Origin of the sequence: Streptomyces venezuelae, from assembly GCF_008642315.1 — a bacterium.
Lineage (GTDB): Bacteria > Actinomycetota > Actinomycetes > Streptomycetales > Streptomycetaceae > Streptomyces > Streptomyces venezuelae_D.
In genome coordinates, this window is record NZ_CP029192.1 from 7,145,076 (window position 1) to 7,169,134 (window position 24,059).

Sequence of the window (24,059 nt, forward strand, 5' to 3'; positions counted from 1 at the left end):
CATGAACAACTCCGTAGGAAACACCGCCCGGCTGATCGGCGCGGGCCTGCGCGCCCTGCTCGTCCTCACCGTCATCTGCGGCGTCCTCTACCCCCTCGCCGTGACCGGCGTCGCCCAGGCCCTCCTGCCCGGCAAGGCCAACGGCTCCGAGGTGACGGCGGACGGCAGGACCGTCGGCTCCGAACTCATCGGCCAGCGCTACGACCTGCCGCTGAAGAAGGGCCAGGAGACGGCAGATCCTGACCTCAAGTGGTTCCAGCCCCGCCCCTCCAACGGCCTCGGCGAGAACAGCGTCAACACCCAGTACAAGCTGCTCCTGTCCGGCGCCACCAACCTCTCCGGTGCCGACAAGGAACTGATCCGGCAGGTGAAGGACGCCAAGGCGGCCGTCATTGAGGACAACTCCACCCCCGGGCACCGGATCAGCCCCTCGGACGTGCCCGCCGACGCGGTCACCTCCTCCGGCTCCGGCCTCGACCCGCACATCTCCCCGGAGTACGCGGATCTCCAGGTCCGTCGCGTGGCCGCCGAGAACCACCTGTCCGTACGACAGGTCCAGAAGCTGGTCGACGACCACACCGACGGGCGCACCCTCGGCTTCATCGGCGAGCCGCGCGTCAACGTCCTCCAGCTCAACATCGCCCTCGGGGAACTCACCGGCAAGGGATGACCGGACGGCCCGGCGGCCCGGAGGGGCCGGTCTCAGGGCGCCGGGTCCGCGTCCCCCAGTACCGTTCGGATGAACTCCTCGGCGCCCGAGATCTGCTCCGCGTCGATCTCCACCTCCTTGCCGTCCGGGTGCCGGACGACGATGGAGAGGTTCGCGCGCCGCTGCTTGATCCAGAGCTGCGCGGACGCCACCAGCGCGGCGACCGTGCCGCTGCTGACGGTGGTCAGGACCAGCTCCGACACGGTCCCCATCTGGCCGGGCTCCGGCGTTCCGCCCGCGAGCCGGACCCGGCCCCGCAGGTCGTCCTCCCGCTGCAGCCAGGCGTGCAGATCCCGCACCAGCGCCGTGTCGGACCCCGCCGGGCCCGCCACCTCGATCAGTACCGACATGACATCACCGCATCCCCTCCCGCGTCGTGCGTACGCGTCCGCATGGACGTCTCTCATACTGTGCCCCACGACAACTCGGTCCGTACGGGGGAGAATTGGGCCGACCCGAGACGAAGTGGTGAGGCAGTGCGCACAGCGGTGGCCGCGTTCGACGTGGGTGGTACCAATTCCCGGCTGCGCGGCGGCTGGGCCGGCGAGCCGGAGTACACGGAGCGGAAGGTGCGGACCGCCGACTTCCCGTCGCTTGGGGACCTCGTGACCGCCTCCCTCGGCGAGGCGGGCCTGCGCCCCGAGGCCGTGGTGCTCGCGGTCGCGGGACGCGTCCCCGCGCACGGCGACGTACAGATGACCAACCTGCCGCACTGGCCGCTGTTCGAGAGCGCCGCGTTCGCGGCCGAACACGGCATCCGGCTCCGCGTCGTGAACGACATGACGGCGACCGCGCACGGCATGGCGGACCTCGGACCGGACGAGGTGCGGCCGCTCACCCACCACGACGCCGCCGCCCGCGCGGACGAACTCCTCGCGGTCTCCGTGGGCAGCGGCGTCGGCAGCGCCCTCCTCGACGGGCAGGGGGCGGTGCGCACGTCCGAGTCGGGACACGTCACGTGGCAGCCGGTGGACGCGTTCGAGGCGGGATACCTCGACTTCCTCAGGTCCGGGAGCGCAGGGGTCGTCACCGTCGAGGAGTCCATCGGAGGGCTCCGCGGCTTCGACCGGATGTACGACTACGTGTGTCACGCGGCGCCGCCCACCCCCGAACTGCACGCCAGGGTGACCGAGGCGCGCGGGACGGGCGCCCCCGTCGCGCCGCTGATCACCGCGGCGGCGCTGGCCGGCGACCCCCGCGCCCGCGAGGTCGTCCGGCTGTTCGCCGCCGTCTTCGGCCAGTACCTGCGCGGTCTCGTCCTGGTGTGCCTGCCCGCGGGCGGCGTCGTCACCCTCACGAGCGGGGTGCTGCAGGCGCCAGGGGTCGCGGAGTTCCTGTGCGCGCGGACGGCGTTCCTGGACCGCTTCATCAGCCCGGGCGCCTGCCACCACGACCTGCTCGCCGAGGTCCCTGTCCGCCTCGCCCTCGACCCGCTGGTGGGCGTGCGGGGCGCCTACCGCCTGGCGACGCGGGACGCGCTCGGGGAGGGGCCGCGGGACCAGAGGTTCTAGGGCCTGTCGGAAGCCCCGCCTGCCCCCCTCCGGGCGGACGGCGGGACAGGTCGGGGCGGACGACGGGACAGGTCCTAGAGCGGCGCGCACCACCCGTCCGCCCCGGGCATCCCCGCGGCCTCCTCCGGCCCCCACGACCCGCGCGCGTAGGGCAGCGGAGCGTCCCGCACGTCCAGCGCGGGAGCCACGATGCGCCACGACTCCTCCACCGTCCGCATCGACACGAACCGGCCCGTCCTGCCGTGGACGGCATCCGCCAGCAGGTGCGTGTACGCCTCCCACGACGGCCCGGCCGCCTCCAGGTCGAAGGCCAGATCCACCGGCATCGGCCCGGGATCCGCCCCGGGCCTGCGGGCGTTGACCGTCAGCACGGCCCCGCCGTGACCGCCGAGCCGGAAGCGCAGCCGCGCGGGCCCCGGATCCTCGCGGGTGAACCAGAGCCGGTGCCCGGCGGGCACGAAGTCCACGACCACCTCGATCGCCGTCGCGGCGAGCCCCTTGCCGGAGCGCAGCAGGAACGGCACCCCGCGCCAGCGCTCCGCGTCGACGTCGAGGCGCAGCGCGGCGAAGGTCTCCACCGCCGAGTCGTCGGCCACGCCCGCCTCCGCCCGGTAGCCCGCGTACTGCCCGCGCACGAGCCGCCCCGGATCGACCGGGCGCACCCGGGCCAGGGCCTGCGCGATCCGCTCGCGGAACGCCTCCGCGGTGCCGTCGGCGGGCGACTCCATCGCCACTATCCCGACGAGTTGCAGCAGATGGCTCTGGACGACGTCGCGGACCGCGCCGATCTCCTCGTACAGGGATCCACGCGTGTCGACACCCCTGCTCTCGCAATGCGTGATCTGCACCCGGGAAATGGTGTTCCGGTCCCATGCGGAGGCGATGAACGGATTGCAGAAACGGAAAGCCAGGAGATTCTCGACCGCTTCCTTGCCGAGGTAGTGATCCATTCTCAGCACGGAGTCGGCCGAGAATACTTTGAGCAGCGATTCGTTGAGCGCCCGCGCCGAATGGAGATCATTGCCGAAGGGCTTCTCGACGAGCACGGAGCCCGGCGGGAGACGCACGGCCCCCATCGTCGCGATCGTGCCGGTCGCCAGCGGGGGCGGGACACCGAGGAAGTACACGGGACGGTCCGTGGTGCGCAGCGCGTGGGCCACGTCCTCCATGGTGCCGCGCCGGGCCGTGTCCCCCTCGATGTAGCAGGTCCTGGCCAGCAGCCCGTGGACCGTGACGCCGTCCGACGGACCGCACATGTCGTGGACCGCCGACGTCACGAACTTCTCGAAGCCCTCCCTGCCGAGACCGGGCAGACCGACCGCGACGATCAAAGGCGTGCACCGCTCGGAAAGCGAGAGTGACAGACGATAGAGGGCGGGCCAGAGTTTTCGTCGCGCCAGATCTCCGGTCGCGCCGAAGAGAACCAAGGCATCTGACGATGCGTTCGCCACGCACCCTCCTCAGGGAGAACCCGACGCCCGCGAGAATACCCAAGCCACCCGTCCGGGACACGTCTCGCAACCTTTCGCGAGCCGTATAATTCCCTCCACTTGGCTTGACCCACGGGGGTGGACCGGTGTCGGCAGGGGAAATCCACGGAACGGTCGCGGGCGCGCCGTCGCGCGACGCGCCCACGACCGGCTCGCAGACCAGCTGGGAGGGGCTCCGCAGGCTGGTGGACGACCGCACGGGCAGGCGGGCCGGCCGGGACGCGCCGGTCCCGCGGGAGCACCGCGGGACCGCGGTCGGGTCGGTCGACGAGCTGTCGCGGGCCGTCACCGAAGACCCCGAGTTCGGCCGCAGGCTGATCGAGGGCCTGCTGCGGTTCCGTCCTGCCGAGGCGGCGCCCGCGGACCGGCCGCCGCTCCCCGTCCCCCACCAGCTGCCGCTCGACCGCCCGGGGTTCGTCGGCCGCGGCGGCGAACTCGCCGAACTGGACCAGCTGCTGGGCGAGCGCCGGCGCACGGGCCCCGACACCGCCGTGATCTCCTCCGTCGGCGGCGCCCCCGGAGTGGGGAAGACCGCGCTGATGGTCCACTGGGCGCACCGCTCGCGCGACGCCTTCCCGGACGGACAGCTCTACGTCAACCTCCGGGGCTACGGACCGGGCATCCCCCTCGAACCCGCCGAGGTCCTCGCCGACTTCCTGCACGCGCTGGACGTGGCCCCGCCCAAGGTGCCGCAGGAACTCGAACCGCGCGCGGCCATGTTCCGCACCCTGCTGCACGAACGGAAGATGCTGCTCCTCCTCGACAACGCCCGCGACACGGCGCAGGTGCTGCCCCTGCTGCCGGGCAGCGCCACCTGCGTGGTGATCGTGACCAGCCGCAACCGCCTCCAGGGCCTCGTCGGGACCTACGGCGCGCGCAGCATCCGCCTCGACACCCTGAGCGAGCGCGAGTCCGTGGAGCTGCTCACCGGAATCGTCGGCGGCGACCGCGTGCTGCACGAGCCCGGCGCGGTCGAGGAACTCGCCGCCGGCTGCGGCCATCTGCCGCTGGCCCTCAGCATCGTGGGCGAGCGCGTCGCCGCGTATCCGCAGTGGCCCATAGCCGACCTCCTGGAAGGCCTCGGCGACGAGCGCCACCGGCTCGACGCCTTCGCCGCGGACGGCGAGGACACCGGCGCCGAACAGCGCGAGGTGCGGGCCGCATTCTCCTGGTCGTACCGCGCGCTCGGCGCCGGCAGCGCCCGCTGCTTCCGCATCCTCGGCCTGCACCCCACGGGCGAGTTCAGCCTCCTCGCCGCGGCCGCCGCGACCGGCGACTCCCGGGCCCGCACCCACGTGTACCTGCGCGGCCTGATCGACTGCCATCTCCTCGAACAGGTGGCGCCCGACCGGTTCCGCTTCCACGACCTCATCCACGACTACGCCGCCGAGCGCGCCTACGAGGAGGAGTCGCAGGCGTCCCGCGACGAGTCCATCAGGCGCTGCCTGCTCTGGTACCTGCACACCGCCGACGCGGCGAACCGGCAGCTCATGCCCCACCGGCGCGCCATCGACCTCGACGCGCTGCCCGACCGGTGCGAACCTCTCCGCTTCGCCGACGGGGCCCAGGCCCTGACGTGGTGCGACACCGAACGGACCCATCTGATCGCCCTCGTGCGCCAGGCCGTGGCGTGCGAGCAGGACGCCGTCGCCTGGCAGCTGCCCGTGGTCCTCTGGAGCTTCTTCAACGTCCGCAAGCTGATGAGCGACTGGATCGTCACCCACGAACTGGGGCTGCGCGGCGCACGCCGCTCCGGCTGCCACAAGGGCGAGGCGTGGACACTCAACAGCCTCGGCAACGCCTACCGCGGCACGCTGGAGTTCGACAAGGCCGTCGAGGTCTGGGAACAGGCCCTGGCCATCCGCCGCCGGATCGGCGACAAGTACGGCGAAGGGACCTCGCTCAACAACCTGGCGGGCGCACTGCGGAGGATGCACCGCATGGAGGACTCGATCCGCTGCTCCAAGAAGGCCCTGGCCATCCACCGGGAGATCCGCGACCGCTGGAACGAGGGCATCGACCTCAACAGCCTCGGCACCGCCTACCGCGACCTCGGCCGGATCGAGCAGGCGATCGCCTACTGGCTCGACGCCCTCGTCATCCAGCGCGAGATCAAGGACCTCTTCGGCCAGGGCACGTCGCTCAACCACCTCGGCGAGGCCTACCGCACGGCCGGGCGCGACGACGAGGCCGTGGCGACGTTCGACGAGGCGCTGCGGATCAGGCGCTCCTTCGGCGACGAACCGGGCGCCGCGACGACCGCGGTCAACCTGGGCGCGACACTGGCCGCCATGGGCCGCCCGAAGGAGGCCGCCGTCTACTACTCCCTCGCCCTGAAGGACCTCGAACGGCTCGGCGACCCGCGCACCGAGTCGGTCAAGGAGGCGATCCGTGCCCTGGACGAGGACATCGCGCCCTGGAGCCCCGAGCCCTAGGACCGGCGGCCCTGGAACCGGCGGTCCCTGACCTCCGCGAGGTCGGCGAGCTGTGCCCGCAGCCAGCTCTCGGGCGAGGTGGCCAGCAGCGGTTCCCGCATCCGGCCGGCCCGCGCGGCACGCTCGTCGGGCGGCATCGCGAGCGCCCGCCCGAGGGCCGCCGCGGTCTCGCGCACATCACGCGGATCGTCCACGACCACGGCGCCCGCGCCGAGCCGCTCGGCGCTCCCGGTCCGCGCCGACAGGACGACCGCCCCGTCCCGCCGGTTCACCAGGACCCCTTCCTGGGCGACCAGATTCATCCCGTCGTGCACGGAGTTGACCAGCAGGACGTCGTACTCGCGCAGCGCCGCCATGGCCCGCACCCGGTCCTCCTCCCAGTACACGGTCAGGACCCCGGGATGGTCCCGCTGGATGGCGGCGACCGCCTCCCGCACCCGGGCCGCGTACCACGCGTACTCGGGCACGGCGGGCCGGGAAGGCGTCAGACAGCACACGAACCTGACGCTGTGCCGCAGCCGAGGGCGCTCCGCCAGGAGCAGCGCGAAGGCCTCGAAGCCCCGCAGCACGTTCTTCGCGGGATCGAGCCGGTCGACACGCACCAGCAGCCGCGCCCCGCGCCCCGCCCCCTCCCGCAGCCGCCCGAAGACACCGGACCACCGGTCCGCGTCCGCCGCGCCGAACACACCGGACAGGTACTCCTGGTCGGGCGGCGCCGGATAGCGGCGGACCAGCGTCCGCCCTCCCGCGTGCCGGACCGTGCCGGCCGCCGCGTCGACCTCGTGTCCGGCCTCCCCGGCGAACCGCAGGAAGGAGTCCGCCCACCGCTCGCACTGGAAGCCCAGCACGTCCGCCGCGAGCATGCCGCGCAGGAGCAGCCCGCGCGCCGCGTCCGGCAGCGCGGCGAGCGCCGAGGGACCGGCGAACGCGGCGTGCACGAAGAGGCCCACGGTCTGCGTGGGCAGCAGGGAGCGCAGGAAACCGGGCGCCGTGGCGAACTGGTAGTCCTGGAAGCAGACGACGGTACGGGGACGGCAGTACGTCGCCGCCGCCGCGGCCACACCACGGTTCACCCGCTGGTACGCCCGCAGCGCCGCGCCGTCGCCGAGTGGCCCCGGGCCCCCGTCGTCGAGGCCTCGCGGCAGGTCCGCCCACAGGTCGTGGAGCGCGTACCAGAGCCCCCGTACGCCCGCGTCCTCGTAGTACCGCCGGTAGTCCGCGGCCCGGAAGGGCACCGGCCGGAATTCGTAACCGAGCCCCAGCCCGGCGAACCGGCCGTCCCGGACCGCCCCGCGGTCCTCCTCGCTCGCCGAAGGAGCCAGCCAGTACACGTCGCCGTCGAGCGCCCGCGCGGACCGGTCGAGCAGCGCCGTCACACTGCCCGTGCGACGTTCCGGGGTCGGACCCGACGGGGTGGCCCGGAACGTCACGGGTCCCCGGTCGGACACCAGCACCACATCGGCCGTACGCGCCCCCCGCGCGGACCGCAGGGCCACCGTCAGCCCTGCGTTCCGTTGAGAGAGGACTCCAGAATGTCCTGGGAGCGCCCTCTGCCCGTGCCCAGCGCCAGCGCCAAGGAGTGCACGAGGCCCAGATGGACGGTCTCCACCACGCCGTACACGTCGCTGTCGACCAGCAGCGGCACGTCGACGAGCGCGGCCGCGCTGCCCCCCGAGCCGCCGAGCAGCCCGACCGTGCGCACCCCGCGCGCCCGCGCCGTCTTCAGGCCCTCCAGAATGTTCGGCGAGTTGCCGCTGACGCTGATGGCCACCACGACGTCGCCCGGCGTGAGCAGGCGGGCCAACTGCTCGGAGAACACGCGGTCGTAGCCGATGTCGTTGGCCAGCGCGCTGAGCAGCGGGGTGTTGCCGGTGAGTGCGTTCGTCCGCAGCCCCGCGACCTGCGGGCCCGACGTCATGGCGAGGTCGCACGCCAAGTGGCCCGCCGTCGCGGCGCTTCCGCCGTTGCCGATCGCGTAGAGACAGTTGCCGTTCGTCCTGACCGAGTCGAGCAGCCGGACCGCCGACGCGAACTCGTTCGGCTCCACCGCGAGAGCGGCGTCGGCCACCAGATTCTGGAACGCCGTACAGACTGCGGTCGCTCGGTGCGCACCGCCCCTGCCGTCTAACGCGTTCGCGTCGTCCCGCACGTCCGAGCGCCCCATACCAACCCCCACGCGTCACAGCCGACTTCGGATTGGCCAGCATGCCCGAAACCTCGGACGGCGGTAAGAGCGCCACCCCTCAAATGAGTTGCGTCGCTATCATTTGGGCAGCGGTGCGGCGCAGCAAGAGGGGGACCAAGTGCGGTTGGCCGGCGGTTCGAACTCGCATGCAGTGCTCATCGGTTGCGGCAGCTACGACGACGACGGACTGCCGCCGCTCCCCGCGGTCCGCAACAACCTCGACGACCTGCGGTCCCTGCTCACCGGCCCCCGCAACGTCGCACTCCCCGAGGAGCGCTGCACGCTCCTGCGCGACGTGCGGGAACCGCACACGGTCGGTGCGGCGCTCAGCCGCGCGGCGAGCGGCGTGGACGACATGTTCCTCGTCTACTTCGCGGGCCACGGCGCGCTGGACGAACGCGGACTGCTCCACCTCCTGCTCTCCGGAACCCAGACCCGGCTGCTCGGCTGGACGAGCCTGCCGTTCGACCTCATCCGCCAGACCATGGCGTCGGCACCCGCCAGGAACCGCGTCCTGCTCCTCGACTGCTGCTTCTCCGGCCGGGCCATCGAAGCCATGGGCGACACCGCGTCGCTCTACTTCGGCCAGCTGGAGATCGCCGGTACGTTCGTCCTGGCCTCCGCCCCCGCGAACGCCCCCGCCCGCGCGCCCCTGGGCGACCGCCACACGCTGTTCACGGGCGAGCTGATCAAGTTCCTGCGCGACGGTTCCGCGGCGGAGCCCGAGCTGCTCACCCTCGGCGCGGCCTACCGCCACACGGCCCGCGTCCTCGCCGCCAAGGGCGAGCCGAGGCCCCAGCGGTGCGGCACCGGGACGAGCGACCAGTTGGCCCTGGCCGCGAACACCGCGTTCCGCAGGCTCACCGCCGAGGACGTGCCCGAGCGGCTGAGCGGCGCCGTCGAGCTGGGGGAGGCCGGGGACCTGGCGGGAGCGCTGGAAGCCCTGGACGTCCTCGCGCAGCAGTGCGGCCGGGTGCTCGGTGCCCACCACGAGCTCACCCTCCTCACGCACCGCGCCCTGGCGCACGCCGAGGGGGAGAGCGGCCGGGCGGCGGCCGCCGCCGCGCGGTACGAGCACCTCGCCGAGCTGCTGGCCGTCGAGCACGGCGCACGCCACCCGGACACCCTCCAGGTGCGCCACGAGCACGCCCGCTGGGCGGGCATCGGCGGCGACGCCGCGGCCGCCGCGGACCTCTTCGCCGAGCTCGCAGTGGACGCCTCGGGGGCGCTGGGCCCCGGGGACGTGCGCGCGCTCAGCTGCCGGTGGCAGCACGCCCACTGGCTGGGGGTGAGCGGCCACCCCGAACGGGCCGCGGCGGCCTTCGCCGAGCTCGCCGAGAACTACCGTTCCTCGCTGGGCGCGCGGCACGACGACACGCGCGCGGCCCGCCGCAACCACGTGTACTGGCGGGACGCGGCAGGACCGGCATGAGTGCGCGTACGCAACGCGAAGGGCCCCAGTCTCTCGACTGGGGCCCTTCGGCTGGTGTCCGAGGGGGGACTTGAACCCCCACGCCCGATAAAGGGCACTAGCACCTCAAGCTAGCGCGTCTGCCATTCCGCCACCCGGACAAGGTGTCTGTCTTCGCGGGGCGTTTCCCGCGGCGACACAGAGAACATTACCAGGCTTCCAGGGGTCCCCGATCACCCCCGCCACCCCTCGTGAACTGCGGATGACGACACCCGCCCGCCCTTGGGCGCGGAGCCGCGGAGAGAGAGGATGAGGGGGACCACCAGCAGCGAATGCGGGAGGAGCCAGCGTGAGCGGGTCCAGCACGGGCAAGGCCGTCACCGGTGAGGACGAGGTCGTCGACCTCTGTCGCGAACTGATCCAGATCGATACGAGCAACTACGGCGACCACTCCGGCCCGGGGGAGCGCAAGGCCGCCGAGTACGTCGCGGAGAAGCTCGCCGAGGTGGGCCTCGAACCGAAGATCTTCGAATCCCACCCGGGGCGGGCCTCCACCGTCGCCCGGATCGAGGGCGAGGACCCGTCGCGGCCCGCGCTCCTCATCCACGGCCACACGGACGTCGTCCCGGCCAACGCGGCGGACTGGACGCACCACCCCTTCTCCGGGGAGATCGCGGACGGCTGCGTCTGGGGCCGGGGCGCGGTCGACATGAAGGACATGGACGCGATGACCCTCGCGGTCGTCCGCGAGCGCATGCGCACCGGCCGCAAGCCCCCGCGCGACATCGTGCTCGCCTTCCTCGCGGACGAGGAGGCGGGCGGCACGTACGGCGCGCGGCACCTGGTCGACAACCACCCCGGTCTCTTCGAGGGGTGCACGGAGGCGATCAGCGAGGTCGGCGGCTTCTCGTTCACCGTCAACGAGAACCTGCGGCTCTACCTCGTCGAGACGGCCCAGAAGGGCATGCACTGGATGAAGCTCACCGTGGACGGCACCGCCGGCCACGGATCGATGATCCACAAGGACAACGCGATCACCGAGCTCTCCGAGGCCGTGGGGCGGCTGGGGCGCCACAAGTTCCCGGTGCGCGTGACCAAGACGCTCCGGCACTTCCTCGACGAACTCGGGGACGCCCTCGGCACCGAGCTCGACCCGGAGAACATGGACGAGACGCTCGCCAAGCTCGGCGGCATCGCCAAGCTCATCGGCGCCTCCCTGCAGAACACCGCCAATCCCACGCAGCTCGGCGCCGGGTACAAGGTGAACGTGATTCCGGGCCAGGCCACCGCGCACGTCGACGGTCGCTACCTGCCCGGCTACGAGGAGGAGTTCCTCGCCGACCTCGACCGGATTCTCGGCCCGCGGGTCAAGCGCGAGGACGTCCATGCCGACAAGGCACTGGAGACCACCTTCGACGGTGCGCTCGTCGACGCCATGCAGACCGCCCTGCGCGCCGAGGACCCGATCGCCCGCGCCGTGCCGTACATGCTCTCGGCCGGTACGGACGCCAAGTCCTTCGACGACCTCGGCATCCGCGGCTTCGGCTTCGCACCGCTGAAGCTGCCGCCGGAGCTGGACTTCGCCGGCATGTTCCACGGTGTCGACGAGCGGGTGCCGGTGGACGGCCTCAAGTTCGGGGTCCGGGTGCTCGACCGGTTCATCGACGCGTCCTGACTACCGCGGCCGGAATTCGGTGGAAAACCGGCCGCATCATGCGCTGAAACGAAACTCCAACAATCGTCAGCGCGTGCGTACTTGACTGAAAAGAGTGAAAGGGGGCGTGCGCTCGTAGCCCCACGAGTTCCTCCTCGTTACAGGTCATGCAGTCCGCGGCTGGGACTGCATTGCCAACAAGGAGGAATAATGATCAAGAAGGTCGTCGCTGCTGTGGCTGCCACTGGTGGTCTCGTGCTCGCCGGTGCGGGCATCGCCACCGCCGACGCCGGTGCCCAGGGTGCCGCCGTGGGCTCTCCCGGTGTGGTGTCGGGCAATGTCATCCAGGTGCCCGTGCACGTTCCGGTGAACGCCTGCGGCAACACGGTCTCCGTGATCGGGCTGCTGAACCCCGCCTTCGGCAACACCTGCATCAACAAGTGACGTCGTTGTGCCTCACCCCTTGAGGGTCTGAGTCCGTCGGCCCCGGAGTGCGTGCCATGCGCTCCGGGGCCGATGGGCATTCCGCGTCCGGGCAGCGGGCCCGTACGCATTTCGGCAGGTTGAAGGCAGGGAACAGCTATGCGACAGGTCACGCGCAAAGGCCTGACCATCGTGGCGGCCGCGACCGGCGTGCTCGCCGCGACCGGCGGTTACGCACACGCGGACTCGGGTGCCCAGGGAAGCAGTACGAACTCGCCCGGCGTGTTGTCGGGCAACAATGTCCAGCTTCCCGTCGACGTACCGGTCAACGTGTGCGGGAACACCGTGAACGTGGTCGGCGTCCTCAATCCGGCGATGGGCAACAGCTGCGCCAACGGAGGCCACAAGGGCGGCGGTTCGCACAAGCCGTCCGGTGGCGCCAAGGCGCACGGTCACGCCAGTGACTCGCCCGGCGTCGGCTCCGGCAACAACGTGCAGTTGCCGATCAACGCCCCGGTGAACGTGTGCGGCAACAGCGTCACCATCGGCGGCCTCGGCAACCCCGCCATGGGCAACGAGTGCGCCAACGAATCCGGTTCCACGGTCACCCCGCCGGGCGGCGAGAAGCCCCCGACCGGGCCCGAGGAGCCGGGCAAGCCGGAACACCCCGGCAACCCGGAGGAACCCGGCAAGCCGGGCAACCCAGGTGAACCCGGTCACCCCGGCAACCCCGGCGACCCGGAGACCCCCGGGGGCTCCCAGTCCCCGCACGATCCGGTCAAGCCGATCCAGGACCGCGCCATGCCGAACAACCCGCAGGCGCAGGTCGTCACCCCGCCCGAGGGGACGTCACAGCTCGCGTCGACCGGCAGTGAGCTGCCGCTCGGTCTCGCGCTGCCCGTCGGCGCGGGCGCGGTGCTCGCGGGCGCCGTGCTCTACCGCAGGGCCCGGGCGTCCGCCTGAGCCACCGCGCACCAGCACGCCGAACGGAGCGGGCCCCGCCGTCGCGGGGCCCGCTCCGTTTCACCAGGTGGCTCTCAACTGACGGATGATGCGCCGTTTCAGGCGCACTCTGCGACTTCCGTCGGGGTGCAGACTCAGGCGGTCCAGCTCCCAGTGTCCGTACTCCGCGTGGTCCGTCAGCAGGCGGGTGGCTTCCTTGCGGGTGACCCCGCGCGGTACATACACGTCGACAAATTCGTATTCCGGCATCGCATCTATTGTGCGGGCACGGGCCTCGTACGGATAGCGTCTGCACTATGTCTGATGCTGCGCAGCCCACCGCTGCCGAGGTACGTGCCGCCGCCGAGGCGGTCAAGACCGCGCTCGACCGCCACCTGGCCGCGGTCGAACGCAGGTCGGGCGAGGACGATCCGGCCGTCTACGAAGCGTTCAACGAACTCGCCGCGGCCGCCGAGGAGTACGACGAACTCCTCTACGACCGCTACGACGAGGTCACCCCCTTCGAGATCCCCGGCTCCGACGACGCGCTCCCGCCGTACCAGGGCCCCGACGAAGCCAACGCGCTGAGCGTGCTGCTCCGCCGTGACTACACCGTGGTGGAGCCGCAGCGGCTCCTGGCCCAGGCCCAGCGGGTCGCCGACCTCGAAGCGGGCGGCACGGGGGGCGCGGGATCGGCGGACACCGTGCACAGCGCGCTCGGCGTCCTCTTCGGGGAGTTCGAACCGGACGAAATCTCCTCCCGGCACAAGGAGTTCGGTCTGGAGGAGGGCGACTCCACGCTCTGGGTCACCGCGGTGGACACCCCCGCGGAGCCGGGGGAGTGGCTCGACGCTCCCTTCGACCAGGCCGACCCGCACCGGGTGGTGTGCCGCTTCGACGTCAGCGTGGTCTTCGACGACGAACTGGACGACGAAGGGCTCGACGGCCTGGACACCGACGTCGACATCGACATCGACCCGGACGTGCCGGTGCCGGTCGACGACACCGATGACACCGATGACGCCGAGGAGGACGGGGACGGGGCCGCGGGGGGCGGTTCCGCCGCCTGGCGGGCCGGCCGCTGACGCTGCCTCCCGCGCCGCCGACCGCGGCGAATCGCTCCTGCGCTCGCCGCTCCCTCGGGGGCGGCGAGCGCACTGCGTGGGGCGGGCGGCGGCTCTCAGGCCGTCGTGGCCGGCACCTGCGGGCGCAGCAGCGTCTGCAGACGCGTCGTACGGTCCTTCCAGAGGCGCTCCGCCACCGCACGCGGCAGCGCCTGCTCCACGCCTTGCACGACCGACAGATGCCGCTCCGCGCGGCTGAACGCGGTGTACACCCACGGGCGGGACAGTGCCGGGGCCGCGTCGCCGGGCAGCACCACGACGACCGCGGGCCAGCGCTGCCCCGTCGCCTGGTGCGCGGTGAGCGCCCAGCCGTGCCGCACCTCCCGCTCCACCCGCTCCTGGGGTACGACGACGGGGGCGCCGTCGCACTCCAGGTGCAGCCCCTCCGCGTCGGCCCGCACCACACGGCCGAGCGTCGTGCGGCCCGGCGCGGGGACGTGCGCGACCCGGTCGTCGGGGTCGAAGCCGCCGAACCGGCCGGGGCCCGGATTCAACCGTTCTTTCAGGGCGGCGTTGAGCGCGCGCGTGCCCGCGGCGCCGCCGTGTCCCGGCGTGATGACCTGGGTGTGCTCGGCGGGCACGCCGATCGCCCGGGGCACGGAGTCCGCGACGAGCTGGACGGTGCGGTGGATCGCCTCGGCGGGGTCGCGCACCGGGACGAGGACGACTTCCTTGCCGGGCGCCTCGACCTGGTTCAGCTCGCCGATGCCGATGCCGGACGTCAGCTCGCCGACGGGCCCGGGGTCCGGGGTGCGCGAGACGACCTGTGGGCAGCACCGCGCGGAGAGGAGATCGGCGAAGACCCGTCCCGGACCCGCCGACCACAGCACGCCCGGGTCGCCGCTGAGGACCAGGCGCGCGCCGTCCGGCAGGGACTCGACGAGCATCGCCGCCGTCTCCACGTCCAGCTGCGGCGCGTCCAGGACGACCAGGAGGTCGAGCGCGAGCGCGCCCTCCGCGTCGCGCCCGGGGCCCTCGTCGCCCGCGAGCAGCCCGGCCACGGTCACCGCGGTGCCTTCGACGCCCGCCGCCCGCGCGAGCCTGCGGCGTCCGTCGGCGCTGTGGGCGGCGGCGCACACCCGCAGGCCCAGCGCCGCCGCGGCGGCCACCAGCGCCGCGGGTTCGGCACGCGCCTCCTCGCCGCCGGAGTGCAGCACGAGGCCGTGCCCGGCGACGGCGCGGATCAGCTCGGCGGCGGACCCGGAGGCCCGCGCGGCGGCGCCCTTCCAGTCGGGGCCCTCCGGTTCCGCGGTGTCGTCGGTCTCCTTCGGCAGCGAGTTGATCACCCGGGCCAGGCCGTCGGCGAGGCTCTCCTCCGCGAGTGCGTACCGCTCCAGGCCGATCAGGACGCGGACCGGGCGCTCCGGCTCCGCGTCCGCACCGTCCTCGCCGCTCTCCTCGTTCCGCGCGGCCTCGTCGTCCGTGCGCTGGACCGGCACCTCGGTCCCTTCGAGCGCGTCCTGGAAGACGAGGGCATCACCCTCGGCGAGCGCGCCCTGCACCGCCGCCTCCGGATCCGGCACCGCGCGCTGCCCGAGCGCGGCGCTCAGTGCCGCGGCGTCGAGCGCCGTGTGCCCCGCGACGGCGGCCTGCTCCAGGAGCCATACGGTGATCGCGCGGCCCCTGCGCTCGTCGTCGGGCCCGCACTCCGCGCCGAGCAGCGCCCTGGCGAACCCATCGGCCTGCTCGGGCCGCACGCCGGTGACCCGCAGCAACTGCCACGGGTCCGCGCGCAGTTGCCCGTCGGCGCCGTCACCGAGCGCGGCCGCCGTCGGCTCGGCGAGCGCGGGCGGCGCGCCTCCTTCGGCGAGCACGGCACGGACGGCCTCGACGGTCTCCCGCGCGGGCGCCCGGTCGGCCGCGGGCTGCTGCGGGCGCACGGGCTCGGGCGCGCGGGACGGGGCGGGCCTGCGCGCGGGCTCCGGCTCCCGGAACGCGCTCGCGACGGGCTTCTCGCCGCTCTCCACGGCGCGCACGGCGGCCAGCAGATCGGCGGCGGTGCCGCTCAGCTTCGTCCCTGCGTCGATCGGGCCCTGCTTCGACGCCTTCCGCTGCTCGATGCGCTCCCGCAGTTCGCGCTGCGCGGCGATCTCGGCCTCGGTCTCGGACAGCTCGGCGCTCTCGCCCTCGCCCTTGGCCTCTTCTGTGTTCTCGGCGTTCTCGGCGTTCTCGGCGTTCTCGCCCTCGACCTTGCTCTCGCCGGTGTCCGAAGCGGCCTCGGCGTCCGGCGCGGCTTCCTCCGTGCCGGGCGACTCCGCCTCCTCCGCGGCAGCGGCCCCGGGGTCCTCCGCGGCAGCGGGTTCCGTACTCACAGCGTGCTCCAGTCGTGATCGGGATAGCGGTGCACCGGCGCCGACACATCGTCGAGCGCCCGGCAGATCTCGTCAGGAAGACTAAGGGTCTCCACTGACAATGCGGCCGTGAGCTGCTGCGCGTTGCGCGCGCCGATGATCGGCGCCGTCACTCCGGGGCGGTCCCGCACCCAGGCGAGGGCGACCTGGAGCGGGGTCGCCGCGAGCCCGTCGGCGGCCGTCGCGACCGCGTCGACGATGTGACTCGCCGTCTCGTCCAGATACGGCGCGACGAAGGGCGCCATGTGGTCGGAGCCGCCGCGCGAGTCGGCGGGCGTCGCGTGCCGGTACTTCCCGGTGAGCACGCCTCTGCCCAGCGGCGAGGACGGCAGCAGCCCGACGCCCAGGTCGAGGGCGGCGGGCAGCACCTCCCGCTCCACGCCGCGCTGCAGCAGTGAGTACTCCATCTGCGTACTGGCCAGGCGGGTGCGGGTGCCGGACGCCGCGAGCTGCCACGTCGCGGCCTTGGCGAGCTGCCAGCCGCAGAAGTCCGCGACGCCCGCATAGCGGGCCCGCCCGCTGCTCACCGCGATGTCCAGAGCCTGGAGGGTCTCCTCCAGGGGCGTCCCCGGATCAAAGGCGTGGACCTGCCACAGGTCCACGTAATCCGTGCCGAGGCGGCTGAGGGAGGCGTCCAGCGCGGCCAGGAGGTGCCCGCGTGAGCCGTCGAAGCGCCGCTCCGGGTCCGGGACGCTGCCCGCCTTCGTCGCGATGACCAGATCGCGGCGGGGTACGAGCCGCTCGATCAGGCGGCCGATGAGGTACTCGGCCTCCCCGTCTCCGTACACATCCGCGGTGTCGACGAGGGTGCCGCCGGCTTCCCAGAACACCTTCAACAGGTCGGCGGCGTCGTTCTCCTCGGTGTGGCCCCAGGTGAGGGTTCCGAGTCCGATGCGGGACACGCGCAGGCCGGTCCGGCCGAGATGCCTCTGCTCCATGGGCGCTGAGATTACTGGCCGTGCCCCCGCGACGGGCGAGCCTGTGGACAAACCAGCGATTGTGGAGAACCGGGCCACCCCGCCGTCCCTGACGGATCGGGCGCCGCACGCTACAGTCCCGGACACAGACACGTTACTCATGAGTACAGCGGTAAGGGGACCGGTCATGCAGCTCGGGATCAACCTCGGCTACTGGGGCGCGGGGATGGACGCGGACAATCTCGCCGTCGCGAAGGAGGCCGACAAGCTCGGCTATGCGGTCTGCTGGGCCGCGGAGGCGTACGGATCGGATGCCGCGACGGTCCTCTCCTGGGTGGCCGCGCAGACGGAACGCATCGACATCGGGTCCGCCATCTTCCAGATCCCGGCGCGGCAGCCGGCGATGACCGCGATGACGGCGGCGACCCTCGACTCGCTCTCCGGCGGCCGGTTCCGCCTCGGCCTCGGCGTCTCGGGCCCGCAGGTCTCCGAGGGCTGGTACGGCGTCAAGTTCGACAAGCCCCTGGCCCGCACGCGCGAGTACGTCGAGATCGTCCGCAAGGCCATGACCCGCGAACGCCTCTCCTACGAGGGCGAGCACTGGACGCTGCCGCTGCCCGGCGGCCCCGGCAAGCCCATCAAGCTGACCGTCCACCCCCAGCGCGAGCACATCCCGCTGTACGTCGCCGCGATCGGCCCGAAGAACCTGGAGCAGACCGGCGAGATCGCCGACGGCGCCCTGCTGATCTTCCCGGCCGCCGAGCACCTGGAGGACACCGCGATCCGGCACCTGCGCGCCGGGCGGGAGAAGGCAGGCAAGACCATGGACGGCTTCGACGTCGTCCCGACGGTGCCGCTCGCCGTCGGCGAGGACGCGCAGGTCGACGCCCTCGCGGACATGTTCCGGCCGTACACCGCCCTGTACGTCGGCGGCATGGGCAGCCGGAAGCAGAACTTCTACAACCAACTGGCGCAGCGCATGGGGTACGAGAAGGAGGCCGCCGAGATCCAGGACAAGTACCTGGCGGGCGACAAGGACGGCGCGGCCGCCGCGGTGCCCCGGCAGCTCATCGACTCCACCACGCTGCTCGGTTCCGTGGACCGGATCGCCGACCGCATGCAGGCCTACGCCGCGGCCGGGGTCACCACGCTCACGCTGGCGCCCGCGGGCTTCACGCTGGAGGAGCGGCTCGCCTCGCTGCGCGCGGGCACGGAGGCCCTGGAGCGCGCCGGACTGGCGTAGAGGGAAGAGGAAGTCCGCGGCCGTGGTGGGGGCTCGGGGGGTCTTCCCCGCCACGGCCGTCACGGGGAACAACGCGTCAAGAAGCCCTCGGTTACGGCCTCGTGGCGGTGTCGGTGTCCTTCGTTCGGCGCAGTCGACCGGTACAGCTGTTGCCCCTGGCGGAACCTCGCACTTGACTCGTTCTTTGCGAGGTTCGCGCGCAGGCCATGGAGGTGCCCGTGATGCTGTCGGCCAGGAGTGTCTTCGAAGAGATCCTCGACAACGACGAGTCGTACCGGCTCTTCTGCTCCATCGCGGCCAGCGGCGAGGCGCAGGGCGGCTGGGAGAACGGCCGTATCGCCGCGCTCGTACCGCAGTCGGAGCGCGCCCTCGCCCCCAAGATCGCCCGGCACGGCGCCGACGAGGACAAGCACGGCAGGATCTTCCACGCCCTCCTGAAGAAGCGCGGCCTCCAGCCCGTCGACGTCCCGCACGACACCGACTACACGATGCTCCTGGAGAAGCACGGCATCGGCCTCGCGCACGACAAGCTGAAGGCCGACGAGCCGCTGTCCGTCCGGGACGTCGTCACCTACCTCTCGCACAGCAGAGTCACCGAGCAGCGCGCCTCCGAACAGATGCGGTTGCTGCTCAAGTACTTCGCCGACCACCCCGACATCGGCCGCGCCGTGCGGATGATCTCCAACGACGAGGACAACCACCTCGCGTACTGCCACGAGGAACTGCTCCGGTTCGCGCGCGCCGGACACGGCCGCGCCATCCAGCGCACCCTGCGCGAGTGCGCCCACGCCGAGATCCGCGTGTACCGCGACGTCAGCCTCGCGGTGATGGAGCGCATGGGACGCATCCTCCACTGGCCGCACGCCAAACGGCAGCTGCTCACCGCGGGCATCCACGCCGTGTACGGCTACGAGAGAGCCGTCGGCTGGCGGCGGATGGTCTCCCTGGAGATGCCGGGCCGCCGCGACGCCCTCGGCGGACCCGCCACGACCGCCACCGAGTTCGCCTGAGCCGGCACCCGGGCCGGACCCGCGGGCCTACAGCCAGCCGCGGCGCTTGAACATGCGGTAGAGGACGACCTCCAGGAGCGCCATCAGGAGGATCACCGCCGGGTACGTCCACCACCAGTGCAGCTCGGGCATGTGGTCGAAGTTCATGCCGTAGACACCCGCGATCATCGTGGGCACCGCGGCCATCGCCGCCCACGCCGAGATCTTCCGCATGTCGTCGTTCTGCCGCACGCTCATCTGCGCCAGATGCGCGGACAGGATGTCCGACACCAGCCGGTCCAGGCCCTCCACGGACTCGTTGACGCGCGTCAGGTGGTCGTTGACGTCCCGGAAGAACGGCTGGGCCGTCTCGTCCACGAACGGCACCGAGGGGCTGAAAGGGCCCACTCCGGAGAGGCGTGCCACCGGCAGCGCCAACGGACCCGTCGCCCGGCGGAACTCCAGGATCTGCCGCTTGAACCGGTAGATCCGCGACGCCGTGTTCCGCGACGAGCTCCCGCCGTCCGGCGAGAAGACCTCCGCCTCCAGGACCTCCAGGTCGGCCTGCAGCTCGTCGGCGACCTCCAAATAGTGGTCCACGGACGCGTCGGCGATCGAGTACAGGACAGCCGTCGGACCGTGCTTCAGGACATCGGGTTCGGCCTCCAGGCGGTGGCGTACGACACCGAGCGGCGCGCCCTCGCCATGGCGGACGGTGACCACGAACGAGTCACCCATGAAGATCATGACCTCGCCCGAGGAGACGGTGTCGCTGTCCTGCTCGTAGACCACCGGCTTGAGGACCATGAACACCGAGTCGTCGTACACCTCCAGCTTGGGCCGCTGGTGGGCCTTGAGGGCGTCCTCGACGGCCAGCGGATGCAGCCCGAACTCCTGGGTGACCCGGTCGAACTCCTTCTCCGTCGGCTCGTGCAGGCCGATCCACACGAACGCGTCGCCCTCCGCCCGCGCCTGGTCGAGGGCGTCGGAGAGGTCACCGGGGCCCTCGGTCCGACGCCCGTCCCGGTAGATGGCGCAGTCGACGATCACACAGCGCATTCTTCCCAGGCTTCCCACCGGTTGCACCCCCTGGGGCGCATAGGCTGAACCGCATGCCCACGCTGATCCTCGTCCGGCACGGACGCTCCACGGCCAATACCGCCGGCCTGCTCGCCGGGTGGACCCCCGGCGTGGCCCTCGACGAGCGCGGCTCCGCACAGGCCGCCGCCCTGCCCGGACGGCTCTCCGCGCTGCCCCTGTCCGAGGTGGTCACCAGCCCCCTGCAGCGCTGCCGCGAGACCGTTGCGCCGCTGCTCGCCGCCCGCCCCGGGCTGCAGGCGCACACGGACGACCGCATCGGGGAGTGCGACTACGGAGACTGGTCGGGCCGCAAGCTCGCCGAGCTCGCCGACGAGCCGCTGATGGAGGTCGTGCAGCGGCACCCGTCCGCCGCCGCGTTCCCCGGCGGCGAGTCCATGCGCGCCATGCAGACCCGCGCAGCAGAGGCGGTCCGCGAATGGAACGCGCGCGTGGAGCGTGACCACGGCGAGGACGCCGTCTACCTGATGTGCTCCCACGGCGACATCATCAAGTCCCTCGTCGCCGAGGCCCTCGGGCTCCACCTCGACCTGTTCCAGCGCATCTCCGTGGAGCCCTGCTCCGTCACCGCCATCCGCTACACACGGCTGCGGCCCTTCCTCGTACGCCTCGGCGACACCGGCGACTTCGCCTCGCTCGCGCCGCGCGAGGAGCCGTCGGGTGACGACGCCACCGTCGGGGGCGGTGCCGGCGCGCCGTGATCGTCCCCCGCAGTAGGGTGAACCGGGCTGAAACAGCCCTCCGAACTTTGCAGTCGATCAATGGAGACAGGACGTGTCCCGTCAGGTGTTCCTCTACGACCCCCCGGAGCGATTCGTCGCGGGAACGGTAGGGCTGCCCGGACGGCGTACCTTCTTCCTGCAGGCCTCCGCCGGTGTCAGGGTGACCAGCGTCGCCCTGGAGAAGACCCAGGTGGCCGCGCTCGCCGAGCGCATGGAAGAGCTCCTCGACGAGGTCGTACGCCGTAGTGGGGGCAACGCCCCGGTGCCGGCCGTCGCACCGTCCGAGGTCTCCGACAGCGCGCCGCTCGACTCCCCCGTGGAGGAGGAGTTCCGCGTCGGCACCATGGCGCTCGCCTGGGACGGCGAGGAGGAGCGGATGGTCGTCGAGGCGCAGGCCCTCGTCGAGCTGGACGCCGATACCGAGGACGACCTCGCCGCCGCCGAAGAAAGGCTCCTGCAGGACGAGGAGAACGGCCCGCCGATGCTCCGCGTCCGGCTCACCGGCGCGCAGGCCCGCGCCTTCGCCAAGCGCGCACTCGACGTCGTCAACGCCGGCCGCCCGCCGTGCCCGCTGTGCAGCCTCCCGCTCGACCCGGAAGGACACGTATGCCCGCGCCAGAACGGATACCGGCGGGGAGCGTGACCGCCGTCGATCCCGTCACGCTCCTCACCCACGGGGAGCTGACCGTGCGCGGCCGCATCCGCGAGGCCTCCAACGCGGTGCTCTACTGCACGGTCGCGTACGAAGGGCAGGAGGCCGCCTGCGTCTACAAGCCGGTCGCCGGCGAGCGCCCGCTGTGGGACTTCCCCGACGGCACGCTCGCCCAGCGCGAGGTCGCCGCGTACGAGGTGTCGCTCGCCACCGGCTGGGACCTCGTGCCGCCGACCGTGCTGCGGGACGGACCGCACGGCGAGGGCATGTGCCAGCTGTGGATCGAGGCGTCCGGCGACGCGGAGCTCCTCGCCCTGGTCGACGGCGACGAACCCGGCGAGGGCTGGAAGGCGGTCGGCCTCGCGCAGGTCGACGAGGAGCGGACGGCGCTCCTCGTGCACGCCGACGACGTACGGCTGCGGCGGCTCGCCGTCCTCGACGCGGTGATCAACAACAGCGACCGCAAGGGCGGCCACCTGCTGCCCGCCGACGGCCGGCTCTACGGCATCGACCACGGCGTCACCTTCCACGCCGAGAACAAGCTGCGGACGCTCCTGTGGGGCTGGGCGGGTGAACCCCTGACCGACGAGGCCCTGGAGGCCCTTCAGGGCCTCCAGGACGGCCTCGCGGAGGGAGCGGGTCTCGCGGGGCGGCTGGCCGCGCTGATCACCGCCGGGGAGACCGAGGCGCTGCGTGCACGGGTGGCGGCACTCCTGAAGTCGGGGCGCCACCCCGAGCCGAGCGGCGAGTGGCCCGCTATTCCCTGGCCGCCCGTGTGATCCCCCACTCTTATCCGCCGTGATCCCCCACTCGTATACGGACGCTCCGTCCGGTTAGGCTCAGGGCATGCATGCCTGGCCCGCTTCTGAGGTCCCCGCCCTTCCTGGCAAGGGCCGCGACCTCCGGATCCACGACACCGCGACCGGTGGCCTCGTCACCCTCGACCCCGGTCCCGTCGCCCGTATCTACGTCTGCGGAATCACCCCGTACGACGCGACCCACATGGGTCACGCGGCGACCTACAACGCGTTCGACCTCGTGCAACGCGTGTGGCTCGACACCAAGCGGCAGGTTCACTACGTCCAGAACGTGACCGACGTGGACGACCCGCTCCTCGAACGCGCCACCCGCGACGGCAAGGACTGGGTCGAGCTCGCCGAGGGCGAGACCGCGCTGTTCCGCGAGGACATGACCGCGCTGCGCCTGCTGCCGCCGAAGCACTACATCGGCGCCGTCGAGGCCATACCCGGCATCGTGCCGCTCGTCGAACGCCTGCGTGACATGGGTGCCGCCTACGAACTCGAGGGCGACGTCTACTTCTCCGTCGAGTCCGACACCCACTTCGGGGAGGTGTCCGGGCTCGACACCGCCGCGATGAAGCTCCTCTCCGCGGAGCGCGGCGGCGACCCCGAGCGCGTCGGCAAGAAGAACCCCCTCGACCCGATGCTCTGGATGGCGGCCCGCGAGGGCGAGCCGAGCTGGGACGGCGGCAGCCTCGGCCGCGGGCGCCCCGGCTGGCACATCGAGTGCGTCGCCATCGCTCTCGACCACCTCGGCATGGGCTTCGACGTGCAGGGCGGCGGGTCCGACCTCGCCTTCCCGCACCACGAGATGGGCGCGTCGCACGCGCAGGCCCTGACCGGCGAGTACCCCTTCGCGAAGGCGTACGTCCACGCGGGGATGGTCGGCCTGGACGGCGCGAAGATGTCCAAGTCCAAGGGCAACCTCGTCTTCGTCTCGCAACTGCGGCGCGACGGGGTCGACCCCGCGGCGATCCGGCTCGCCCTCCTCGCGCACCACTACCGCGCGGACTGGGAGTGGACGGACGCGGTGCTGGCGGAGGCGGTGGAGCGGCTGGGCCGCTGGCGCGCGGCCGTGTCCCGTCCCGACGGGCCGTCCGCCGAGGCGCTCGTCGAGGAGATCCGCGAGGCGCTCGCGAACGACCTGGACGCGCCGGCCGCGTTGGCCGCGGTGGATCGCTGGGCAGCGGGGCAGGCTTCCGCCGGTGGGGCGGACGAAGGGGCGCCCGGGGTCGTGTCGCGCGCCGTCGACGCGTTGCTTGGCGTGGCCTTGTAGGGGTTTCCCTCTGCTGAGGCCGATCGCCCTGCGGGCTCGTCCTCAAGCGCCGGACGGGCTGGATTCTCTTCCGCCCGTCCGGTTTTCGCGTGCGGGTGCAGGCGATCGCCCTGCGGGCTCGTCCTCA

22 protein-coding genes and 1 tRNA gene are annotated in these 24,059 nt (G+C 72.3%); 14 read left to right on the forward strand and 9 right to left on the reverse strand.

Going from position 1 to position 24,059, the window contains the following annotated elements; genetic code table 11:
• The first annotated feature begins 1 nt into the window (after position 1).
• Positions 2-670 carry a potassium-transporting ATPase subunit C gene (locus DEJ48_RS31540; protein WP_150219572.1) on the forward strand — a complete coding sequence of 223 codons (669 nt, stop codon included), beginning with the start codon at positions 2-4 and terminating at the stop codon, positions 668-670.
• Positions 671-702: 32 nt separating this feature from the next.
• Here DEJ48_RS31540 and DEJ48_RS39890 read toward each other — a convergent pair whose 3' ends face one another.
• Entirely contained in the window at positions 703-1,059 is a 357-nt protein-coding gene (locus DEJ48_RS39890) for an effector-associated constant component EACC1 (RefSeq protein ID WP_190537707.1), read from the reverse strand.
• 126 nt (positions 1,060-1,185) lie between these two features.
• Between DEJ48_RS39890 and DEJ48_RS31545 the strand changes: the two genes are divergently transcribed.
• Complete coding sequence (locus tag DEJ48_RS31545) at positions 1,186-2,220, forward strand: glucokinase (protein WP_190537709.1); 1,035 nt, start codon at positions 1,186-1,188, stop codon at positions 2,218-2,220.
• Between the two features lie 74 nt (positions 2,221-2,294).
• Here DEJ48_RS31545 and DEJ48_RS31550 read toward each other — a convergent pair whose 3' ends face one another.
• Positions 2,295-3,671 (reverse strand): glucose-6-phosphate dehydrogenase, encoded by a 1,377-nt coding sequence (locus DEJ48_RS31550; protein WP_150219574.1) that lies wholly within the window; start codon positions 3,669-3,671, stop codon positions 2,295-2,297.
• Positions 3,672-3,796: 125 nt separating this feature from the next.
• On the opposite strand from DEJ48_RS31550, the gene DEJ48_RS31555 reads away from it, so the two are divergent.
• A complete protein-coding gene (locus DEJ48_RS31555; protein WP_190537710.1) occupies positions 3,797-6,145 on the forward strand; it encodes an ATP-binding protein in 2,349 nt (782 codons plus the stop codon).
• Here DEJ48_RS31555 and DEJ48_RS31560 read toward each other — a convergent pair.
• Both DEJ48_RS31560 and DEJ48_RS31565 read right to left on the reverse strand, forming a co-directional pair.
• A complete protein-coding gene (locus tag DEJ48_RS31560) occupies positions 6,142-7,593 on the reverse strand; it encodes a trehalose-6-phosphate synthase (RefSeq protein WP_190537712.1) in 1,452 nt (483 codons plus the stop codon). The two genes, DEJ48_RS31555 and DEJ48_RS31560, sit on opposite strands and share 4 nt — an antisense overlap.
• A gap of 50 nt (positions 7,594-7,643) precedes the next feature.
• A complete protein-coding gene (locus DEJ48_RS31565) occupies positions 7,644-8,213 on the reverse strand; it encodes an SIS domain-containing protein (protein WP_190537715.1) in 570 nt (189 codons plus the stop codon).
• A gap of 268 nt (positions 8,214-8,481) precedes the next feature.
• Here DEJ48_RS31565 and DEJ48_RS31570 point away from each other — a divergent pair, with 268 nt between their 5' ends.
• Positions 8,482-9,762, forward strand: a complete 1,281-nt coding sequence (locus DEJ48_RS31570; RefSeq protein WP_190537717.1) for a caspase, EACC1-associated type — start codon at positions 8,482-8,484, stop codon at positions 9,760-9,762.
• A 52-nt stretch (positions 9,763-9,814) separates the two neighbouring features.
• Here DEJ48_RS31570 and DEJ48_RS31575 read toward each other — a convergent pair.
• Positions 9,815-9,902: transfer RNA gene (locus DEJ48_RS31575), tRNA-Leu, on the reverse strand.
• A gap of 188 nt (positions 9,903-10,090) precedes the next feature.
• On the opposite strand from DEJ48_RS31575, the gene DEJ48_RS31580 reads away from it, so the two are divergent.
• From DEJ48_RS31580 to DEJ48_RS31590, 3 genes are all read left to right on the forward strand, one after another.
• Positions 10,091-11,416, forward strand: coding sequence for a M20/M25/M40 family metallo-hydrolase (locus DEJ48_RS31580; protein WP_150219579.1), 1,326 nt, complete (start codon positions 10,091-10,093; stop codon positions 11,414-11,416).
• A 189-nt stretch (positions 11,417-11,605) separates the two neighbouring features.
• Positions 11,606-11,839 (forward strand): chaplin ChpH, encoded by a 234-nt coding sequence (gene chpH / locus DEJ48_RS31585; RefSeq protein WP_055565097.1) that lies wholly within the window; start codon positions 11,606-11,608, stop codon positions 11,837-11,839.
• 138 nt (positions 11,840-11,977) lie between these two features.
• A complete protein-coding gene (locus DEJ48_RS31590; protein WP_150219580.1) occupies positions 11,978-12,781 on the forward strand; it encodes a chaplin in 804 nt (267 codons plus the stop codon).
• A 60-nt stretch (positions 12,782-12,841) separates the two neighbouring features.
• Here DEJ48_RS31590 and DEJ48_RS31595 read toward each other — a convergent pair whose 3' ends face one another.
• Positions 12,842-13,030, reverse strand: coding sequence for a DUF5703 family protein (locus DEJ48_RS31595; RefSeq protein WP_150219581.1), 189 nt, complete (start codon positions 13,028-13,030; stop codon positions 12,842-12,844).
• Positions 13,031-13,077: 47 nt separating this feature from the next.
• Between DEJ48_RS31595 and DEJ48_RS31600 the strand changes: the two genes are divergently transcribed.
• A complete protein-coding gene (locus tag DEJ48_RS31600; RefSeq protein ID WP_150219582.1) occupies positions 13,078-13,845 on the forward strand; it encodes a hypothetical protein in 768 nt (255 codons plus the stop codon).
• A 95-nt stretch (positions 13,846-13,940) separates the two neighbouring features.
• On the opposite strand, the gene DEJ48_RS31605 is transcribed toward DEJ48_RS31600, so the two are convergent.
• Positions 13,941-16,196, reverse strand: coding sequence for an ATP-binding domain-containing protein (locus DEJ48_RS31605; protein ID WP_150219583.1), 2,256 nt, complete (start codon positions 16,194-16,196; stop codon positions 13,941-13,943).
• Positions 16,193-17,173, reverse strand: coding sequence for an aldo/keto reductase (locus DEJ48_RS31610; protein WP_150219584.1), 981 nt, complete (start codon positions 17,171-17,173; stop codon positions 16,193-16,195). Before DEJ48_RS31610 ends, DEJ48_RS31605 begins: the two co-directional genes overlap by 4 nt.
• 166 nt (positions 17,174-17,339) lie before the next feature.
• Here DEJ48_RS31610 and DEJ48_RS31615 point away from each other — a divergent pair, with 166 nt between their 5' ends.
• Entirely contained in the window at positions 17,340-18,395 is a 1,056-nt protein-coding gene (locus tag DEJ48_RS31615) for an LLM class F420-dependent oxidoreductase (protein ID WP_150165941.1), read from the forward strand.
• Positions 18,396-18,616: 221 nt separating this feature from the next.
• The gene (locus DEJ48_RS31620; protein ID WP_150219585.1) at positions 18,617-19,405 is read left to right on the forward strand and encodes a ferritin-like domain-containing protein; all 789 of its coding nucleotides are present in this window, start codon (positions 18,617-18,619) and stop codon (positions 19,403-19,405) included.
• A gap of 27 nt (positions 19,406-19,432) precedes the next feature.
• Here DEJ48_RS31620 and corA read toward each other — a convergent pair whose 3' ends face one another.
• Positions 19,433-20,434, reverse strand: a complete 1,002-nt coding sequence (gene corA / locus DEJ48_RS31625) for a magnesium/cobalt transporter CorA (protein WP_150221516.1) — start codon at positions 20,432-20,434, stop codon at positions 19,433-19,435.
• Positions 20,435-20,496: 62 nt separating this feature from the next.
• Here corA and DEJ48_RS31630 point away from each other — a divergent pair, with 62 nt between their 5' ends.
• The 4 genes from DEJ48_RS31630 to mshC all read left to right on the forward strand — a co-directional run bounded on the left by DEJ48_RS31630 (position 20,497) and on the right by mshC (position 23,932).
• The gene (locus tag DEJ48_RS31630; RefSeq protein ID WP_150219586.1) at positions 20,497-21,183 is read left to right on the forward strand and encodes a histidine phosphatase family protein; all 687 of its coding nucleotides are present in this window, start codon (positions 20,497-20,499) and stop codon (positions 21,181-21,183) included.
• A gap of 73 nt (positions 21,184-21,256) precedes the next feature.
• Positions 21,257-21,847, forward strand: coding sequence for a DUF3090 domain-containing protein (locus DEJ48_RS31635; protein WP_150219587.1), 591 nt, complete (start codon positions 21,257-21,259; stop codon positions 21,845-21,847).
• Positions 21,811-22,635 carry an SCO1664 family protein gene (locus DEJ48_RS31640; RefSeq protein ID WP_150219588.1) on the forward strand — a complete coding sequence of 275 codons (825 nt, stop codon included), beginning with the start codon at positions 21,811-21,813 and terminating at the stop codon, positions 22,633-22,635. Before DEJ48_RS31635 ends, DEJ48_RS31640 begins: the two co-directional genes overlap by 37 nt.
• Before the next feature lie 67 nt (positions 22,636-22,702).
• Positions 22,703-23,932 (forward strand): cysteine--1-D-myo-inosityl 2-amino-2-deoxy-alpha-D-glucopyranoside ligase, encoded by a 1,230-nt coding sequence (gene mshC / locus DEJ48_RS31645; RefSeq protein ID WP_150219589.1) that lies wholly within the window; start codon positions 22,703-22,705, stop codon positions 23,930-23,932.
• The last annotated feature ends 127 nt before the right edge of the window (positions 23,933-24,059 follow it).

Coding starts and splice junctions, on each gene's coding strand:
- DEJ48_RS31540 (WP_150219572.1), top strand. CDS start 2: ATGAACAACTCCGTAGGAAACACCGCCCGGCTGATCGGCGCGGGCCTG.
- DEJ48_RS39890 (WP_190537707.1), bottom strand. CDS start 1,059: ATGTCGGTACTGATCGAGGTGGCGGGCCCGGCGGGGTCCGACACGGCG.
- chpH (WP_055565097.1), top strand. CDS start 11,606: ATGATCAAGAAGGTCGTCGCTGCTGTGGCTGCCACTGGTGGTCTCGTG.
- DEJ48_RS31590 (WP_150219580.1), top strand. CDS start 11,978: ATGCGACAGGTCACGCGCAAAGGCCTGACCATCGTGGCGGCCGCGACC.
- DEJ48_RS31595 (WP_150219581.1), bottom strand. CDS start 13,030: ATGCCGGAATACGAATTTGTCGACGTGTATGTACCGCGCGGGGTCACC.
- DEJ48_RS31600 (WP_150219582.1), top strand. CDS start 13,078: ATGTCTGATGCTGCGCAGCCCACCGCTGCCGAGGTACGTGCCGCCGCC.
- DEJ48_RS31610 (WP_150219584.1), bottom strand. CDS start 17,173: ATGGAGCAGAGGCATCTCGGCCGGACCGGCCTGCGCGTGTCCCGCATC.
- DEJ48_RS31615 (WP_150165941.1), top strand. CDS start 17,340: ATGCAGCTCGGGATCAACCTCGGCTACTGGGGCGCGGGGATGGACGCG.
- DEJ48_RS31620 (WP_150219585.1), top strand. CDS start 18,617: ATGCTGTCGGCCAGGAGTGTCTTCGAAGAGATCCTCGACAACGACGAG.
- DEJ48_RS31630 (WP_150219586.1), top strand. CDS start 20,497: ATGCCCACGCTGATCCTCGTCCGGCACGGACGCTCCACGGCCAATACC.
- DEJ48_RS31640 (WP_150219588.1), top strand. CDS start 21,811: ATGCCCGCGCCAGAACGGATACCGGCGGGGAGCGTGACCGCCGTCGAT.
- mshC (WP_150219589.1), top strand. CDS start 22,703: ATGCATGCCTGGCCCGCTTCTGAGGTCCCCGCCCTTCCTGGCAAGGGC.